This window comes from uncultured Thiocystis sp. (genome assembly GCF_903866365.1).
Classification (GTDB): Bacteria; Pseudomonadota; Gammaproteobacteria; order Chromatiales; family Chromatiaceae; genus Chromatium.
The window spans coordinates 1-17,795 of record NZ_CAIPNF010000479.1 but is presented as its reverse complement, the minus strand read 5'-3'; the positions used below and the strand labels follow the sequence as shown (position 1 = coordinate 17,795).

Below are 17,795 nucleotides of genomic sequence, written 5' to 3'. Positions count from 1 at the left end.
TCGCCCGGTCCGGCGCCGACCAGATAGACCTCGCCCATGTCGTGCTCCAATGCGTCGGGGGCGAGTTCCTGTTCGATCACGGCCTCGGCCTCCGCGAACTGGCCGGCGAGAATGCGCTCGGCGACGGCGCCCTGCAGCACCCGGTCCCAGAAACGGCGACGGTCGCGCGCCTCGCTGAAGCGGGCCTTGACCCGTTCGCGGTAGCGTCCGGCGAGGTCGGCGAGCCGGCCGTAGCCGGCGGGGATCAGCGCTTCGAGCCGGGTGCGCAGCATCCGCGCCAGCACCGGCGAGGTCTTGCCGCTCGACACGGCGATGGTGACGGGCGCGCGGTCGACGATCGAGGGCAGCAGAAAGGTGCAGGCGTCGGGATCGTCGACCACGTTGACAGGAATGCCCAAGTCGCCAGCGAGTTCCGCGATGCGTCGGTTGACCTCGCGGTCGTCGGTAGCGGCGATGATCAGGATGTTGCCGGGAATGTCGGTCGGCTTGAAGGGGCGGTCGAGGTGGCGACATTCGCCTGCATCGGCCTGGCGGGCGAGCGACTCGCACAGCCGTGGCGCGACGAGCGTGATCGCGGCGCCGGCGCGCAACAGGTTGCCTGTCTTGCGGGCCGCGGTCGTGCCGCCGCCGACGATCAAGCAGGGTTTGCCCTTCATGTCAAGAAAGATCGGGAGGAGTTCCATGGTCATGTTCAGCCGCGCGGGTTCCGCAGGATCGTTGAGTTGATTGTCAAAAGTCCTTAATATACTTAATTAGTTTGTTTTGTGGTAGGACGACACTGTGATCAACGAGATCGATTCCGAGTCGCTGCGCAAGCGGCTCACGGATGGCGAGGATCTGCTGCTAGTGGATATTCGCACCCCGGCCGAGATTGCGCAGGGCGCTATCCCTGATGCCTTATTGATGCCCATGCATCTGATCCCGCTGCGTTTGAGCGAGTTGCCCAAGGAGCGGGAGATCGTTGTGTATTGCCGCAGCGGAGCGCGCTCCTATCAGGCGTGCGCCTATCTGATGCAGCAGGGTTATGAACGCACCCTGAATCTGCGCGGCGGAATCATTGCCTGGGCGCGCCATGGCTTCCCGATCGAATCGCCGACGCCTTGATGAACGATCGTTTTGCGAATCGTCATGGATTTTTCGTCGAGTGAGCGGTGCCGAGACAAACCGGCCAGCTTGCCTTTTTGTAGCCTTTCGCCTATAAACTCGAATTCTTGTGTCTACTGATATTCTAAAACAGCCCCAGACTGGAGGTAATCCATGGCAGATTTCGACCAAGAACTCGACGCCAGCGGCCTGAACTGTCCGTTACCGATCCTGCGCGCGAAAAAGACCCTGAATGCAATGGCCAGCGGCCAGGTTCTGCATATCGTCGCGACCGACCCCGGTTCAGTGAAAGACTTCGACGCTTTTGCCAAGCAGACCGGTAATGAACTGACCGAGTCCAGGGAAGAAGGCGGCAAATTCCATTTCCTGATCAAGAAATCCTGAACCTGGCGCGTTCTGGCCTGTCACTGTCACTGTCACTGTCACTCTCATTCACAATACATTAGACCGCGCGCCATCGCTGCGCCGCGAGGAGGACTCGATGGAACAAAAAAAGCTGGCGATCATCGCCACCAAGGGTTCACTGGATTGGGCGTATCCCCCGTTCATTCTGGCGTCAACGGCCTCTGCACTGGGCTACGAGACACAGATTTTCTTCACCTTCTATGGCCTTCAATTGTTGAAGAAGAAGCTGGCCTTGGAGGTGACGCCACTTGGCAACCCAGGCATGCCGATGCCGATGGGCATGGAGAAGTGGTTCCCCGTGCTCGGGATGACACTCCCCGGCATGCAGGGCATGATGACCGCGATGATGAAGAAGAAGATGAAGGACAAAGGCGTCGCGAGCATCGAGGAACTGCGGGATCTCTGCCTGGAAGCTGAAGTCAAGCTGATCGCCTGTCAGATGACGGTCGATCTGTTCGACATGGATAAGACCGACTTCATCGCCGATTTGGAATACGCCGGCGCCGCGGCCTTCTTCGAGTTTGCCGGCGAGAGCGATATCTGTCTTTATATTTAAACCGCGTCCAGCATGTCATGCGTTGTTGGTGTCTTGGCGCGAACCCGCATGAATCGCCAGGCGTTGTCGCCGACGCGGTTTAAATAGTTGTTTTTTATTTAAACCGCGTTTCGCTGGCGCGCCATCGGCACCTCCGCCCGCTATCGTCATCCCTTTCCCGTCCTTGCGCGCGCTCGTCCTGTCCACGATTCTGTTTGTTAGGTGGCTGAAGTGGCGACGCTTCGCGGTATGATGACGGGCTTCGCTGCCAGTCAGTCTTACAGTCGATCCGCATCGCCATGACAAATTCGATCCGTACCGGGGCCGCCCTTTTACTCGATGTGCTCACCGACCTGGGTGTCGATTATCTGTTCGGGCACACCGGCGGGGCGGTCATCCCCATTCATGTGGAACTCAACAAGCGTCTGCGGCGCGGCGCGTCCGTGCCCAAGTTCATTCTGTGTCGTCAGGAAGGCGGCGCCGGCCATGCCGCCGAGGGTTACGCGCGGGTGAGCGGGCGGGTCGGTGTCGCGCTCGCGACCTCCGGGCCGGGCGCGACCAATCTGGCCACGCCCATCGCCGATGCCTATAAGGATTCGCTGCCGACGCTCTTTATCACCGGTCAGGTGCCGAGCGGCGCGATCGGCACGGATGCCTTTCAGGAGGTGGATACGGTCGGGTTCACGCGACCTATCTCGAAACACAATTATCTGGTCAAGGATGTGCGCGACCTGGAGTGGGTGCTGCGCGAGGCCCATGCGCTGGCATTGCACGGGCGCCCCGGTCCGGTGGTCGTGGACATCTGTAAGGACGTGCAGCTTGCGACGGTCACCGCGCAGAACCCGCCGCGCGCCCGACACCGCGAAGCGATTCCCTTCGACGCCGTCAGGGCCGACGCCATTCTGGATGCGCTGGCGGCGGCCAGCCGCCCGGTGGTCAAGGCCGGGGGCGGGGTGATTCATGCCGGCGCGGCACTCGCGCTGGCGGCGTTCGCCGAACGCTTCGACGTGCCGGTCACCACCACCTTCAACGCGCTCGGCACCCTGCCTTTCGCGCTGCCCTACAATCTCGGCATGCCCGGCATGCACGGCACCATCCCGGCCAATTACGCCCTGCGCGACGCGGATCTGATCCTGACCCTGGGCGGTCGCTTCGACGATCGGGTGGCGGTGCGCGGATTCGCCACCGACAAGTGCATCGCCCATGTCGATATCGATCCGTCCGAGATCGACAAGATGATCGCGACCGACCTCTCGCTCGTGGCCGGACTGGATGAATTTCTGGGGTACGCGCTGGCTTCGGGCCGCGCCGCCCGCCATCCCGACTGGCTGGCCCAGGTCGGGGAGTGGCGCGCGCAGATGCCCAAGCCCTATGGTGTCTCGGACTACATCAAGCCGCAGGCGGTGGTGGAACTGCTGTCCGAACTCACCCAGGGCGACGCGACCCTGGTGACCGGAGTCGGTCAGCATCAGATGTGGGCGGCGCAGTATTATCGCTTCCAGCGTCCGCGCCAGTGGGTCAGCTCCGGCGGGCTCGGCACCATGGGCTTTGGACTGCCGGCGGCCATCGGCGCCTGGTTCGCCGATCCCACCCGTCCGGTGGTCCTGATCGACGGCGACGGCAGTTTTCAGATGAACCTGCAGGAACTCGGGACCGTGGTCGCCAACCGCATCCCGCTCAAGATGTTCGTCCTGAACAACAGCTTTCTCGGCATGGTGCGCCAGTGGGAGGACATGATGGACGGCGGGCATCATTACGAAACCTGTCTCGCGCGCACGGTCGACTGCGATGCCGACTGCACCGAACTGGATCAAACCTGCCGGCGCCAGATTCCTAACCTGACCGGTCTGAAATATGTCTATCCACGTCTCGCAACCCTACGGATCAAGGCGCCGGGCGAGTTGCGCGAACAGCTCGCCGCCGCGCTGGCGGAACCGGGTCCGATGCTGGTGGATGTCTGGATCGACAAGGCCGAAAACGTCATTCCGATGGTCCGCCCCGGTCATACCCTGGCGCAGATGATCGAAGCCTGAATCAAGCAACCATTGCGAACAACGAAGCAGAGGAAATCACGATGCCAACCTCCACATGGCGCTCGGTGCAGCGCAAGGCCGGAACGGACACCATCTATGGCGTTGCGCTCAGTCCCGACGGCACGCAACTAGCCACCGCGAGCTGGGACAGTCTGGTCAAGTTGTGGGATGTCGCCCAGGGTCGCGTGAAACACACCCTCGCGGGTCACGAGGGGCGCGTCTATACCGTGCGCTTTCACCCCGATGGTCAGCGGCTCGCCTCCGGCGGCACCGATACCTCGGTCCGCCTGTGGGATGCCAACACCGGACAGGAGCTCTGGAATCGCAGCGGCCATTCCAGCCTGGTCTATAGTGTCGACTTTCAGCCCCAGGGCGAACTGCTGGCCTCGGCGAGCGAGGACGGCACCATCTGTCTCTGGAAGGTCGACAGCGGCGAGTTGGTCCGGACCATCGAGGGTCATCCGCAATATGTGCAGGGCGTCGTCTTCACCTCCGATGGCGCCAGACTCATCTCCGGCAGCCGGGACTCGACCGCGGCGATCTGGGAGGTGGCGACCGGCGCCGAGCTGGCCCGCTTCGATGTCATTAACAATGGCATCAACAGCACCCAGATCAACGCCGATGGCACCCGGTTGCTGCTGAGTAATGTCGACGGCTCGGTGGGACTGTGGGATTTGAACAGCCTGACGATGATCCGGGAAATGGAGGGACATACCTATCCGGCCTGGAGCGCCATCTTCAGCCCCGATGGCAAGCGGATCGCCTCCGGCAGCGCGGATAAGACCATCGTACTGTGGGATGTCGCGACCGGCACGGAGCTGTCGCGTCTGACCGGTCATGGCATGGATGTCTACAGCCTCGCCTTCAGTCCGGACGGTCGCTGGCTCTATTCCGGCGGTGTCGATAAGACGATTCGTGTCTGGGGGCTGGATGTGACGGATGCGGAGTGGCAGCCCGTGAGTGCCGCCTGGCAGTCCGCCGAGGAGGAGTCTCGCAGTGCAGAGGAGGCCGCGCTTGCGCAGGCTGAGCAGCAGCGCCTGGAGAGCGCATCCGCGCCCAAGCTGTGGGGGCGTTTATTCGGCGGAAAGCGCTAAACCCTTTCACCGCGTCCAGCGTGATCGGCGTTGTTTGGATTGCTCCTCGTCCCGAGATCAATGACGGCGATTTGTGAGACGCAGTTTTAATATCAAAAAAATTAAACACTTAAACTGTGTCCACTATGGCGCGTGTCGGATCAGGCGAGGCATGAGCCCATGCACAAACCACACCTGCCATGTCGGACGCGGTTTTAAGTCACAAACCCTGGGCTATTCTTGATCCCCGTCCTCCGCGCCCCGCGGTATCTTGCGCAATCATCGGCGCGAGCCCCTCTTACCCGGTAACCATCATGGGGATCAAGACCAAGCTCAAGCTGATCGGGTTGCTGCCGCTACTCATGGCGACCGCGTTTGGCATGACCGCCTATCGCGGACATGAAAGCCTGCGCGAACTGCGTGACCTCACTGACGTAGCCGACGGGATGCAGGATCAGGTGGAACAGTTGGAGTCGACCATCCATCGGTTCATCGAGACCCGGGGCGACCGCTACCGGCAAGAGGCTTATCTGCTCATTGACTCATTGGATATTCAAGCCTTCGTCGCGGGCCCACGCTTCGAGTCTCCATCCGCACCCGAGATCGTCGCGGAACTGCGCCAACGACTGATGTGGACCCATGGGGTCTTCATGGAATTGGACGCCCTGTACCTGCCCGTGCTCACGGCGGTCGAGATTGACCGGATTCAACAGGTCGCCCAACGCATCCAGATTGAACTCAGCCAGATCAAACCGCTCTTGCACCGCCTGCGACATGACAGCCACCGCACCGTAGTTGCCTACAGCGACGATCTTTGGAAAACCGAATTTATCCTGATCATCCTCACTGCGCTCCTGGTCCTCGTTCTGATGGTCCCGGTCCTCTATCGGGTCGCCACCGCACTGCACACGCTAAGCCGCGGGACGCGGGAGCTAGGGAAAGGCGGTATCCCGCCCGCGCTGTCTCTGGCCGGCAAGGATGAATTCAGTCAATTGGCGGAAGATTTCAACCAGATGTCGCAGCGGCTTGCAGCGGCTGAGTCTGTGCGGGAAAAACACACCGCTGAACTGGAAAACGCCGTGAAGGATCTGGAAAATTTCAGCTACTCGGTCTCGCACGATCTGCGCGCACCCCTGCGCGCCATCGATGGTTTCGTGGCGATCCTGAAAGAAGAGTACGCACCCATCCTGGATGCGGAGGGTCTGCGACTGTTCAGCGTGGTCAGCGCCAACGCCAAAAAGATGGAGCAGCTCATCAACGATATTCTGGCCCTGTCGCGGGCGGGTCGACTGGAGTTGGAGCCCAGTCAGGTCGACATGAATGCACTGGTTGATGGAGTCTGGGCTGACGTGTCCGAACCCTATGCCGAACGCGTCATCCAATTCCGGTGCGCGGATCTACCAGGGATCTTCTGCGATCCGCGGGCCATCCGTCAGGTCTGGCAGAATCTCTTGGGGAATGCGGTCAAGTTCACCCAGGGCCGCGATCCAGCGGTGATCGAGGTGAGCGCGGAACGGCAGGGAGGAATGATCCGATACAGCGTGAAGGATAATGGTGTCGGGTTCGATCCCGCCTATTCCGATAAACTCTTCGGTCTCTTTCTGCGTCTGCACGGCATGGATGAGTTCGAGGGGACGGGCGTGGGACTAGCCATCGTCAAACGGTTTATTCAAAAGCATAATGGCCAGGTGGAAGGGGTAGGCGCGGTGAATGCGGGCGCCACCTTCGGTTTCAGCCTTCCCATCCAGTAATTGAAACCGCGGCATGTCATGTCGGACGCGGTTTAACGGGAGACGAAGATGGTCGAGAGAGAAGTGGTGGTTGATATTCTCCTGGTGGAGGATAACCCGAACGACGCGGAACTCGCCATCCGCGCGCTGAAAAAGCATAACCTGGCCAATCACCTGGAATGGGTCAAGGACGGCGCTGCCGCGCTGGATTTTCTGTTCCAACGGGGTGACTATGCCGGGCGTTCCAGTACCCTGCCGAAGGTTGTCCTGCTGGACCTGCGTCTGCCGAAGGTCGATGGGATCGAGGTGCTGGCCCAGATCCGCGCCAATCCTGACACCCGCGAGTTGCCCGTGGTGATTCTGACCTCCTCGAAAGAGGAGCAGGATCTGGTGGCGACCTACGAGCACGGTGTCAACAGTTTCGTCGCCAAGCCCGTCGCGTTCGACGAGTTTGCCCGGACCGTGGCCGACCTCGGCATGTATTGGGTACTCGTCAACCGCGTCCCGCCTGAAATCCGACAATCGTCATGACCGATCTGCTTCGCATCCTGTTGCTGGAGGACAGCCCCACCGACGCGGAGCTGATCGAACGCTTCCTGAGAAAATCAGGGCTATCGTTCGAGTCGCGTCGGGTCGAGCGCGCTGATACCTTCCTGGAAGCCCTCGATGCGTTCCGTCCGGATGTCATCCTGGCGGACTACAGCCTGCCTCAGTACAACGGTCTGCAGGCACTTGATCTGGTTCGTGAACGCGATTCCAATCTGCCGTTCATCTTCGTGACGGGGGCGCTGGGCGAGGAAGGTGCCGTGGAGCTTTTGTGCAAAGGCGCCAACGACTATGTCCTCAAGGATCTTCTGACCCGTTTACCCATGGCGCTTGAACGCGCTCTGGAGACTGCACGTCAGCGAACGGCTTTGCAACTGGCTGAACAGTCACTCAAGGAGAGTGAGGAGCGCTTTCGTGCCATTGTGGAGACCACGCTGGACTGGATCTGGGAGGTGGACGCCGAGGGTCGCTATACCTACGTCAGCCCGGCTTCGATCAGGCTGCTGGGCTATCGGCCCGAGGACATGCTGGGACGCCGTCCGGTCGATTTCATGCCAGCCGCCGAGGCCGTGCGGTTTGGGGCCAGCCTTGCCGAGATCGTCGCCGCGCAACGTCCCTTTTCGTTGCTTGAACACACCCTGCTGCGCAAGAACGGGACGCCGGTCGTCATGGAAACCAGCGGAATTCCGATGCTGGGGGACGACGGCCATTTCCTGGGCTACCGTGGCATCGATCGCGATATCACGCAACGCAAGAGCCATGTGGCGACGCTGCTGTTACAGGCCCGTCGCGCCACTGCCCTGCTGGAACTGCCGCGCGCCGCCGAGCGTTTGGAGGAGCGGGAATTCATGCAATTCGGCCTGGAACTGGCCGAGGAGCTGACCGAGAGCCGGATCGCGTTCATCCATTTTGTCAACGAGAACCAGGAAACCATCGAACTGGTGACCTGGTCGCGCCGTACCCTGGAGGGTTATTGTCAGGCGGCCTATGACAGACATTACCCGATCAGCCAGGCCGGCGTGTGGGCGGATGCGCTGCGTCGACGCGAGCCGGTGGTGTTCAATGACTACTCCACGACGGCGCACCTGCACGGACTGCCCGAAGGGCATGCGGAGCTGATCCGGCTGATCAGCGTGCCGGTGATGGATGGCTATCTGGTGCGGATGATGGCCGGGGTGGGCAATAAGGACAGCCTCTACACCGAGCTGGATGTCGAGACCGTTCAACTCATCGCCAACGAGATCTGGCGCATCGTCCGTCAACGGCGGGCGGAGCAGGAACTGCGCAAGCTCTCGCTGGCGGTGGAACAGAGTCCGGCCAGCATCGTCATCACCGATTTGGATGCGCGCATCGAATACGCCAATCCGGCTTTTACCAGGGTGTCGGGCTACAGCCTTGAGGAGGCCATCGCCCAGAATCCGCGCGTTCTGCAATCCGGACGCACCCCTCGCGAAGTTTACGACGATCTCTGGGCCACCCTGACCCAGGGAGATGTCTGGCGCGGCGAGTTCTGTAACCGGCGCAAGGACGGCAGCGAGTATGTCGAGTTGGCCATCGTCTCGCCGGTCCGCCAGCCGGATGGGCGTGTCACTCATTATCTCGCGGTCAAGGAAGATATCACCGAGCGCAAACGGGTCGAGGAGGAACTCAAGCACTACCGTCTGCATCTGGAGGAATTGGTCGAGACCCGGACACTTGAACTCAAAACGCTGGAGGAGCGCAGCCGGCTCATCCTGGAGTCGAGCGCCGACGGGCTCTATGGCGAGGATACCGAGGGGCGCGCGACCTTCATCAATCCGGCCGCCTGCGCCATGCTGGGGTATCGGCCGGAGGATGTGCTCGGCTGTTGCACGCATGACTTGATCCACCACAGCCATCCCGACGGTTCCCCCTATTTAAAGGAAGACTGTCCGATCCACGGTGTCTCCGGTCGCGGCCGGGTTCTGCGTCAGGACGAGGAGGTGTTCTGGCATGCCGACGGCCACGCTTTTCCGGTGTCGTATTCCGCTCATCCCATGTATCGCGACGACGAGCTCGTGGGAGCGGTGGTCAGCTTCTTCGATATCACCGCGCAAAAGCAGACCGAGGCGGCGCGCGAGGCGGCGCTTGCCGAGGCGGAGCGTCTCGCCCGTCTCAAGAGCGAGTTTCTGGCCAATATGAGCCATGAAATCCGTACCCCGCTCAATGCCGTGCTGGGGTTTGCACAGATCGGCGTGCGCCAGAGCGATGGGCGCAAGGCGCGGGATTTTTTTAAGCGCATCATGGATTCGGGACAATTGCTGCTCGGCATCGTCAACGATATCCTGGATTTCTCCAAGATCGAGGCCGGTAAGCTCAACATCGAGCAGAGCCCGATCAACTTGAGCGATGTGATCGAGCACTCTCTGGATCAGCTGCGCGGGCGTGCGCGCGACAAGGGTCTGGATCTCCGGGTCGAGGTGGCCGACGATCTTCCCGCTTCGTGCCGGTGCGACGGCCTGCGGTTGACGCAGATCCTGGGAAATCTGTTGTCCAACGCCATCAAGTTCACCGGCGAGGGGAGTGTCCGTCTGGCGGTCTCACGCGATCGGCGCAGCCTGCTGTTCCGCGTCTCGGACACGGGCATCGGAATGACCGAGGAACAGGTAGGCGGATTGTTCCGGCCCTTCGAGCAGGCGGACGGTTCGATCCCCCGTCGTTTTGGCGGCACCGGGCTTGGGCTTGCCATCAGCAAGCGCCTGGTTGACATGATGGGGGGTGAGATCGGCGTTCGGAGTCGGCTGGGAGAGGGCACGCAATTCGAGGTGCGTATCCCCTTGATCGAGCCGGCCGGATCGATCCTGGCGCCGCCGGCCAAGGTCGCTCCGCCGCCACGGACGTCCCCGAGCCAGCGTCTGAGCGGTCTGGTCGTCCTGGTTGCCGAGGATAACGCGGTCAACCGTCTGGTGCTCGAAGAGATGCTCAAGGATGAAGGATGTTGGCTGGTGCAGGTCGAAAATGGCCTCCAGGCCGTGGAGCGTGTGCGCCACGATGGCGCCAATGCGTTCGATCTGGTGCTCATGGATATCCAGATGCCCATCCTGGACGGATACGAGTCTGCCCGACAAATTCGCGGTTTCGCCCCCGAGCTGCCGATCGTCGGTCTGACCGCTCACGCCCTGCCGGCCGAGCGTGCGCAATGTCTGGCGTCCGGAATGGTCGACCATGTGGCAAAACCCGTGGATCTGGATGCGCTGGTGGCGACCATCCTGAACTATGCGCCGATCGAGTCCGGGATGAATCGCTCTCGCGCGGCGCCAGCGGCGGCGGGGCAGGGGGCGCCATCAGACGTGGCGGTCTCCATGCCTGGCGACAGAAGCCTCGGCGAGACGATGATCGACTGGCCGGCACTGACCGCTCGCTATTGGCGGCGTCCTGAATTTTTGCCCAAGCTGCTGGAATCGGTGCTGACGGGAAACGCTGCTTCTTCCGCCGCGCTGCGTCAAGCCGTCAACCAGGGCGACCTGCGACATTTGGCCTTTCTCGCCCACAGTCTCAAGGGGACGGCGGGTAACCTCTGCGCCGATGGTTTCCGGGCGCTTGCCGCGCGAACCGAAAGTCATGCCCGCGCGGAGCGGACTGCGGCTTCGCTGGACGCGTTTCGGCTTGTGTATGCGCTGGATAAACTGTTATTCGAGGTGACCGTTCGCTTGGATGGGGTCAGGGCGGCGGCGCGCGTGTCCGGCGCGACATCCCCGCTCGATCCAGCTGCTTTATCCGAGGCGATCGACCGTCTTGAGGCGTTGCTTGCCGTTGACGACACGGCGGCAAACTCAACCTTCGCTGAATTCCAGGAGCTGTTTTTACAGGCGTTCGGCGAACAGGCGCTTCAGCTCGGTCAGCGGATCGAACGGTTCGACTATCAAGCGGCGCTCGATATCCTCCGCGCGGTCAAGGCGGTTCAGCCGCGTCCAGCGTAATCCGCGCCGTTGCGAGTAACGCCGATCATGCGATCGTCAATGACAAGCGGCGGTTGCGTTTCAATGGTTCTTAATTTGGCTGAACAATCCTGGCTGTTTCAGAGGGTGGGAGATCGCGACGATGATCGAACGACTGGAGATCGGCGGCCTCAAGGTCGCCAAACCCTTGTACGACCTGGTCAGCAACGAGATCGCCCCAGGCACCGGGATCGCCCCGGAGACCTTCTGGAGCGCCTTCGGCGAGATCCTGCACGCGCTGGCGCCGCGCAATCGCGCACTGCTCGCCCGGCGGGACGCGCTACAGACCCAGCTCGACGTCTGGCATCGGGAGCGCCGCGGCCAGCCGCTGGATCTGGACGCTTACCGCGCCTTTCTGACTGACATTGGCTATCTGGTTCCCGAAGGCCCCGATTTTCTGGTCAGCACCACCAATGTCGACCCGGAAATCGCCGCGATTGCCGGCCCCCAGCTCGTGGTGCCGCTGAGCAATGCCCGCTATGCCCTGAACGCGGCCAATGCGCGCTGGGGCAGTCTCTACGACGGGCTCTATGGCACCGACGCGATCCCGGAGGATGATCGCCTGAAGCGCGGTCACGACTTCAACCCCGAGCGCGGAGCGGCGGCGGTCGCGCGCGCCGCGGCCTTTCTGAACGCGACCGTCCCGCTCAATCGCGGCTCCTATGGCGATGCCTGCGGATTCAAACTCGAACAGGGCAAGCTGGTCGTCTGTCTCCCCGATAACAGCCAAACCATGCTGACGGAGCCGGCGCAATTCATCGGCTATCGCGGCAGTCCGGAGCAGGTCTCGGCCATCCTGTTCGTCCATCATGGACTGCACATCGAGATCCTGATCGACCGCGAGCATGTGATCGGCAGGGAGAGCCCGTCCGGCATCGCGGACATCCTGCTGGAGTCCGCGGTGACCTGCATTCAGGATTGCGAGGACTCGGTCGCCGCCGTCGATACCGAGGACAAGGTCGGCGTGTATCGTCACTGGCTTGGCTTGATGAAAGGCGATCTGACCGCCCGGTTCAGCAAGGCTGGACGGACGGTCGAACGCGCGCTGGAACCCGACCGCACCTATATCCGGCTCGGTGGCGGCACCCTCGCATTGCCGGGGCGCGCGCTGATGCTGGTGCGCACCGTCGGCCATCTGATGAACACCGACGCCGTGCTCGACGCCGCGGGCGAGGAGATTCCGGAAGGCATGCTCGACGCCATGATCACGGTGCTGTGCGCGCTGCATGACGTGCATCCCGATGTCGGCGCGCGGCGCAACTCGCGCGCCGGCAGCGTCTACCTCGTCAAGCCCAAGCTGCACGGACCCGAGGAGGTCCAGCTTGCCGTGGACCTCTTCACCCGCGTCGAGGCGGCCTTGGGCCTTCCCGTCAACACGCTCAAAATCGGCATCATGGACGAGGAACGGCGCACCACCCTCAACCTCAAGGAATGCATCCGGGCCGCGCGCGAGCGCATCGTCTTCATCAATACCGGTTTTCTCGACCGTACCGGCGACGAGATCCATAGTTGCATGGAAGCCGGCCCGGTGCCGCGCAAGGTCGACATGCGGCGCGAGTCCTGGCTCCTGGCCTACGAGGACTGGAATCTGGACGTGGGTCTGGCCTGCGGCCTGCCCGGACACGCCCAGATCGGCAAGGGTATGTGGACCATGCCGGACGCGATGCATGCCATGCTCGCGAGCAAGATCGCGCACCCCCAGGCAGGCGCCAACTGCGCCTGGGTGCCCTCGCCCACCGCCGCGACCCTGCATGCCATCCACTATCATCAGGTCGATGTGGCCGAGGTCCAGACTGAACTCGCCAGGGGCGGGCGCCGCGCCAGTCTGGACACCCTCCTGCAGATTCCGGTGGTTCTCGATCCGGCCTGGACAGCCGAGGACATCCAGCAGGAACTGGACAACTGCTGTCAGGGCATCCTGGGTTATGTGGTGCGCTGGATCGATCAGGGCGTGGGCTGTTCCAAGGTGCCGGACGTCACCGGCGTGGCACTGTTGGAAGACCGCGCGACCCTGCGTCTGTCCAGTCAGCAGGTCGCCAATTGGCTGCATCATGGCGTCGTCAGCCGGGAACAGGTGCGGGAAACGCTGCAATGCATGGCGGGCGTGGTGGATGGTCAGAATGCCGGCGATCCGCGCTACCGGCCCATGGCGCCCGGCTGCGACGGCATCGCCTTCGAGACCGCGCGCGATCTGCTCCTGGAGGGGCGCGCGGCGCCGAACGGCTATACCGAACCCCGGCTGCATGCCATGCGCCGACGGCGCAAGCAATTGGACGGAAAGCGATCGGCTTCCTGACGTCATTTCTGCGACAGACGCTTGCGGGCGGTGCCAGCCAGCCGCCCCGACAGCGATCGACCCTCAAGCCAGGGCGCCCGCGCGGGCTTTGACCGTCGATCGGCCTCGCCTATAATCCCCTGCCTTAAACCGCGTCCGCCACCAGGACGCGGCTGAACATTTATCAAATGATCCTGGAGAATGATGATGCCCACCTACGATTATCGTTGCGATGCCAACAACCGCGTGGTCGAGATCTCCCACCGGATGAGCGAAAGTTTGAGCAGTTGGGGCGAACTCTGCGCGCGCGCCGGCCTCGAGACTGGCGATACGCCGGCCGATGCTCCCGTGCATCGTCTGGCGACCGGCGGCAATGTCATTTCCAGCCACAGCCTCGGCAGCGGCAGCGCTCCGGCTTGTTCGACCGGTTCCTGCTGCGCTGGAGGCATGTGCGGGTTGCAGTAAAGCATCCAGCAAGCTGTCTTTGACACGGAAGCCGCGAGCGTCACCGACCGCACGGAATCCGTGGCGGAACGGATGTCCGCTTGTTTCCGTCCGATGTGACGCATTCGCCTGATCGTTTAGAGATGATTCGATCGATGTCAGGTGAAACGTTTTCGTGCCTGCGCGGGTCTCACCTGCGACATCTGTCGTCTGACAACCTTCAATCTGGAGCGCGCGCATGGTTTCAATCGGTCGGATCTTTCTGTGGGGCATGCTGGTCCTGATGCCGACGAGCCTGTTTGCCAGCGATGATTCCATTGTGCTTGGCATGGGCTGTTTCTGGGGGGCGGAGAAACGGATGTCCGAGATCCCCGGCGTGATCGATGTCGAGTCCGGCTATGCCGGCGGCGATGACCCGCAGGCGGGCTACGAGGACGTGCTAAAGCTGGAGAGATCGCTGCGGCGCGGCGCCACCGAGCGACGCAATCATGCCGAGGTCGTCAGGGTGCGCTTCGACCCTGAGCGCGTGAGTCTCGAAACCATCCTAAAAAAATTCTGGGAGAGCCACGATCCCACGCAGGGCGATCGTCAGGGTAACGACGTGGGCAGCAACTACCGCAGCGCCATCTATACCCTCGACGAGGCGCAAAAGGCCGTCGCGCTGTCGACACGCGCGGCGTATCAGCAGGCGCTGAGCCAGGCGGGACATGGCCTGATCGCCACCGAAATCGCGCCCCTGCGCCACTACATTCGCGGCGAGGAGCAGCACCAGGATTACCTGAAGAAAAATCCCAACGGTTATTGCGGGCTCGGCGGCACGGGCGTGGTCTTCCCCGGCGGGGAGACCAAGGCGGGACCGCCGCCGCTGGTGGTGGATCAGCTCGCGCGGGATCGGCAGTTGATTGTGTTCGAGGCGGAGGACTGTCCCTTTTGCAAGCAGTTCCATGCCGAGGTGATGGATGCCTGGCAGTCGGAGATTCCCATTGCCGCCACCCTCAACCACGCACTGCCCAAGGACTGGACGTTGGAGAAGGCATTGTTCGCCACGCCGACCATCGTGCTGTTCGAGCAGGGACGGGAGGTTTCCCGTTACACCGGCTACCAGGGCGACAAGGATCGCTTCTGGCAATGGCTGGGGTTTCAGGTTCTGACGCCGGCGCAGCAGCGGGTCGCCTTCGAACAGGGCACCGAGCCGGCGTTCACCGGCTCTCATCTCGATGAAAAACGCCCGGGCATGTTCGTCGATGCGGTCACCGGCGCCCCCCTGTTTCGCAGCGATGCCAAGTTCGACAGCGGCACCGGCTGGCCCAGCTTCTTCAATCCAGTCGAGGGGGCGATTACCCTGCACGAGGACCGCTCGCACGGTATGCGCCGGGTCGAGGTGCGCAGCGCAAGCTCGGGGATGCACCTGGGGCATGTGTTCGACGACGGTCCCCCGCCGTCAGGCAAGCGTTACTGCATCAACGGCAACGTCCTGAGATTCGAGCCGGACGCCGAATGAGGCTTAATCCTGAATCCGATATCTAGAACCGCAAAGGGGCAAAGGGCACGAAGATTGCGGTTCGACTGTTCTGTTTTCGGTTAATCGCCTTCGAACTCGCACAGCGCAAAGACCTTTTGTCCACGGCTTTCGAGTCGCCGGCGCCCGCCGAGATCGGGCAGATCGATGACGAAACAGCATTCGACGATCGTGCCGCCCATATTTTCGATCAGGTTACAGGCCGCTTCCGCCGTGCCGCCGGTGGCGATCAGGTCATCGACCAGCAGTATCTGCTCGCCCTCGGACACCGAATCGACATGCATTTCGATGCGGTCGGTGCCGTATTCGAGATCGTAGTCGTGGCCGACGGTCTCGGCCGGTAGCTTGCCTTGCTTGCGAATCGGCACGAAGCCGACGCCCAGCTGATAGGCCAGCGCCGCGCCGATGATGAAGCCGCGCGCCTCGATGCCGGCCACCCGGTCGATCTTCACGGGGGTGTAGCGATGGACCAGTTCATTGATGGTGACGCGCAGTCCGACAGGATCCTTGAGCAGGGTCGTGATGTCGCGAAACATGACGCCCGGCTTGGGATAATGGGGGACGGTGCGAATGAGCGACTTGATGGGCATGGCTTGCTTCCGGAAAGGGTTAACGGGGGTTGAGCAGGCGGCCGGCGACCGCGTCCAGGCGCCGGACCAGCTCGGGATCGCGCGCATCGGGCGGCGTGATCAGGGCGTGCTCCAGCGTCGAACGGCAACCGCAGGCGGCGGCGCCGGTATCGGCATGCAGACGCGGCGCGAGCTGCTTCACCAACCCGCGCGCGTTGTCGGCATTGGCCAGCAGCACCTTGACGATGGCGTCGACGGTGACATCGTCGTGGTTGGGATGCCAACAATCGAAATCGGTGACCATGGCCACCGTCGCGTAGCAGAGTTCGGCCTCGCGCGCGAGCTTGGCCTCGGGCATGTTGGTCATGCCGATGACGTCGCAGTTCCAACTGCGATACAGCTCGGATTCGGCCAGACTGGAGAACTGCGGTCCTTCCATGACCAGATAGGTGCCGCCGCGCGCCACCTCGATGCCGGCCTCGCGCGCCGCCGCCTCGATGTGATCGCCGAGCCGGTGGCACACCGGATGCGCCATCGACACATGCGCGACCAGACCGGTGCCGAAGAAGCTCTTGACGCGGTCGAAGGTGCGGTCGATGAACTGGTCGACGATGACGAACATGCCCGGGCGCAGATGCTCGCGCAGCGAGCCCACGGCGCTGACCGAAATCACCTCGGTAACCCCGGCGCGCTTGAGCGCGTCGATGTTGGCGCGGTAGTTGATCTCGGACGGCGGAATCCTGTGCCCGCGGCCATGGCGGGGGAGAAACGCCATCGGCTGTCCGTTCAGCTCGCCGCGCAGCAAGGCGTCGGAGGGTTCGCCGAAGGGCGACTCGATGCGCTCCCAGCGCTGGTTGGTGAGTCCTTCGATGTCATAGACACCGCTGCCGCCGATGATCCCGATCACCTGGGCGTTACTGTCGCCTGCCATTCACGATCCCCCAATACGATTACCAACAGGTCCGACAGTCTACCCGATCGGGCGCGTAAAAATGAACGGCGGGGCCAAACTTCCGCGGGACGTTGGTTTGACCTGTATCAATCCAGGGGAACCCATGCCTTTGAGGATGGCGCCGCCCGGTTTACTGTCGCGCGAGGCGGAAATCGCCCACCCATCGACTCTGTTCGTCCGGCGGTGCGACGCGCGGGGTTTTTCCAACGACCGCTTGAGATGCAGCATAGGCGACCCTCCCATGACTTCCCCACCCTTCTTCAGCCGCGGCGATCTGGACGGCTTTTTCGGTCTCTTCGTCGACAACCTCCTGCAGATCATGCTGATCGTCCTGCTTGGGCCGGTCATCTGCGGCTTCACCGCGACGCAGATCGCCGAACGGATCCTGCCTGCCGTCGCGCTGTCGGTGGTCTTCGGGAACCTCTTCTATGCCTGGCAGGCGCGCCGGCTCGCGCGGCGTACCGGCCGCACCGACGTGACGGCACTGCCCTATGGCATCAATACCGTCAGTCTCATGGCCTTCATGTTCTTGGTCATCGGCCCGGTCTACCGCGACACGGGGAATGCGGAGCTGGCCTGGCAGGTGGGTTTGTTCGCCTGTTTCCTAAACGGGGCGATGGAGATCGTCGGGGCCTACGGTGCCGACTGGCTGCG

The 17,795-nt window shown here is 62.5% G+C and carries 14 protein-coding genes and 1 pseudogene; 12 read left to right on the top strand and 3 right to left on the bottom strand.

Features of this window, described 5'->3' with window-relative positions:
• Window positions 1–683: bifunctional precorrin-2 dehydrogenase/sirohydrochlorin ferrochelatase (locus QZY07_RS26260; RefSeq protein ID WP_295409206.1), on the bottom strand; the 683-nt coding region annotated here is incomplete at its 3' end.
• A 97-nt stretch (window positions 684–780) separates the two neighbouring features.
• On the opposite strand from QZY07_RS26260, the gene QZY07_RS26255 reads away from it, so the two are divergent.
• The 11 genes from QZY07_RS26255 to msrA all read left to right on the top strand — a co-directional run bounded on the left by QZY07_RS26255 (window position 781) and on the right by msrA (window position 15,602).
• Window positions 781–1,104, top strand: coding sequence for a rhd_2599 family sulfurtransferase (locus QZY07_RS26255; RefSeq protein ID WP_295409204.1), 324 nt, complete (start codon window positions 781–783; stop codon window positions 1,102–1,104).
• Window positions 1,105–1,257: 153 nt separating this feature from the next.
• Window positions 1,258–1,488, top strand: coding sequence for a sulfurtransferase TusA family protein (locus QZY07_RS26250; protein ID WP_014778560.1), 231 nt, complete (start codon window positions 1,258–1,260; stop codon window positions 1,486–1,488).
• Window positions 1,489–1,585: 97 nt separating this feature from the next.
• Window positions 1,586–2,065, top strand: a complete 480-nt coding sequence (locus QZY07_RS26245; RefSeq protein WP_295409199.1) for a DsrE/DsrF/DrsH-like family protein — start codon at window positions 1,586–1,588, stop codon at window positions 2,063–2,065.
• Between the two features lie 278 nt (window positions 2,066–2,343).
• Window positions 2,344–4,077 carry a biosynthetic-type acetolactate synthase large subunit gene (gene ilvB / locus QZY07_RS26240; RefSeq protein ID WP_295409197.1) on the top strand — a complete coding sequence of 578 codons (1,734 nt, stop codon included), beginning with the start codon at window positions 2,344–2,346 and terminating at the stop codon, window positions 4,075–4,077.
• A gap of 41 nt (window positions 4,078–4,118) precedes the next feature.
• Entirely contained in the window at window positions 4,119–5,171 is a 1,053-nt protein-coding gene (locus QZY07_RS26235; protein ID WP_295409195.1) for a WD40 repeat domain-containing protein, read from the top strand.
• Window positions 5,172–5,464: 293 nt separating this feature from the next.
• Complete coding sequence (locus QZY07_RS26230; RefSeq protein WP_295409193.1) at window positions 5,465–6,901, top strand: ATP-binding protein; 1,437 nt, start codon at window positions 5,465–5,467, stop codon at window positions 6,899–6,901.
• Between the two features lie 48 nt (window positions 6,902–6,949).
• Window positions 6,950–7,411 carry a response regulator gene (locus tag QZY07_RS26225; RefSeq protein ID WP_295409191.1) on the top strand — a complete coding sequence of 154 codons (462 nt, stop codon included), beginning with the start codon at window positions 6,950–6,952 and terminating at the stop codon, window positions 7,409–7,411.
• Complete coding sequence (locus QZY07_RS26220) at window positions 7,408–11,364, top strand: PAS domain S-box protein (RefSeq protein WP_295409189.1); 3,957 nt, start codon at window positions 7,408–7,410, stop codon at window positions 11,362–11,364. The genes QZY07_RS26225 and QZY07_RS26220 overlap by 4 nt, the downstream gene beginning before the upstream one ends.
• Window positions 11,365–11,485: 121 nt before the next feature.
• A complete protein-coding gene (locus tag QZY07_RS26215; RefSeq protein ID WP_295409187.1) occupies window positions 11,486–13,678 on the top strand; it encodes a malate synthase G in 2,193 nt (730 codons plus the stop codon).
• A gap of 186 nt (window positions 13,679–13,864) precedes the next feature.
• Window positions 13,865–14,122, top strand: coding sequence for a zinc ribbon domain-containing protein (locus QZY07_RS26210; protein ID WP_295409185.1), 258 nt, complete (start codon window positions 13,865–13,867; stop codon window positions 14,120–14,122).
• Between the two features lie 217 nt (window positions 14,123–14,339).
• Window positions 14,340–15,602 (top strand): peptide-methionine (S)-S-oxide reductase MsrA, encoded by a 1,263-nt coding sequence (msrA, locus tag QZY07_RS26205; RefSeq protein ID WP_295409184.1) that lies wholly within the window; start codon window positions 14,340–14,342, stop codon window positions 15,600–15,602.
• Window positions 15,603–15,682: 80 nt separating this feature from the next.
• Here the strand turns inward: msrA and QZY07_RS26200 are convergent, their stop codons facing one another.
• Both QZY07_RS26200 and QZY07_RS26195 read right to left on the bottom strand, forming a co-directional pair.
• Window positions 15,683–16,210: an adenine phosphoribosyltransferase gene (locus tag QZY07_RS26200; RefSeq protein WP_295409182.1), complete on the bottom strand. Its 528-nt coding sequence runs from the start codon at window positions 16,208–16,210 to the stop codon at window positions 15,683–15,685.
• A 19-nt stretch (window positions 16,211–16,229) separates the two neighbouring features.
• Window positions 16,230–17,120 (bottom strand): S-methyl-5'-thioadenosine phosphorylase, encoded by an 891-nt coding sequence (locus QZY07_RS26195; RefSeq protein WP_295409181.1) that lies wholly within the window; start codon window positions 17,118–17,120, stop codon window positions 16,230–16,232.
• Between the two features lie 262 nt (window positions 17,121–17,382).
• On the opposite strand from QZY07_RS26195, the pseudogene QZY07_RS26190 reads away from it, so the two are divergent.
• A pseudogene (locus QZY07_RS26190) lies at window positions 17,383–17,795 on the top strand (NCS2 family permease); the annotation flags it as partial.

What these genes read in the sequence shown, in the direction of transcription:
- QZY07_RS26250 (WP_014778560.1), top strand. Translation starts at nt 1,258, where the DNA reads ATGGCAGATTTCGACCAAGAACTCGACGCCAGCGGCCTGAACTGTCCG.
- QZY07_RS26245 (WP_295409199.1), top strand. Translation starts at nt 1,586, where the DNA reads ATGGAACAAAAAAAGCTGGCGATCATCGCCACCAAGGGTTCACTGGAT.
- ilvB (WP_295409197.1), top strand. Translation starts at nt 2,344, where the DNA reads ATGACAAATTCGATCCGTACCGGGGCCGCCCTTTTACTCGATGTGCTC.
- QZY07_RS26235 (WP_295409195.1), top strand. Translation starts at nt 4,119, where the DNA reads ATGCCAACCTCCACATGGCGCTCGGTGCAGCGCAAGGCCGGAACGGAC.
- QZY07_RS26230 (WP_295409193.1), top strand. Translation starts at nt 5,465, where the DNA reads ATGGGGATCAAGACCAAGCTCAAGCTGATCGGGTTGCTGCCGCTACTC.
- QZY07_RS26225 (WP_295409191.1), top strand. Translation starts at nt 6,950, where the DNA reads ATGGTCGAGAGAGAAGTGGTGGTTGATATTCTCCTGGTGGAGGATAAC.
- QZY07_RS26220 (WP_295409189.1), top strand. Translation starts at nt 7,408, where the DNA reads ATGACCGATCTGCTTCGCATCCTGTTGCTGGAGGACAGCCCCACCGAC.
- QZY07_RS26215 (WP_295409187.1), top strand. Translation starts at nt 11,486, where the DNA reads ATGATCGAACGACTGGAGATCGGCGGCCTCAAGGTCGCCAAACCCTTG.
- QZY07_RS26210 (WP_295409185.1), top strand. Translation starts at nt 13,865, where the DNA reads ATGCCCACCTACGATTATCGTTGCGATGCCAACAACCGCGTGGTCGAG.
- msrA (WP_295409184.1), top strand. Translation starts at nt 14,340, where the DNA reads ATGGTTTCAATCGGTCGGATCTTTCTGTGGGGCATGCTGGTCCTGATG.
- QZY07_RS26200 (WP_295409182.1), bottom strand. Translation starts at nt 16,210, where the DNA reads ATGCCCATCAAGTCGCTCATTCGCACCGTCCCCCATTATCCCAAGCCG.
- QZY07_RS26195 (WP_295409181.1), bottom strand. Translation starts at nt 17,120, where the DNA reads ATGGCAGGCGACAGTAACGCCCAGGTGATCGGGATCATCGGCGGCAGC.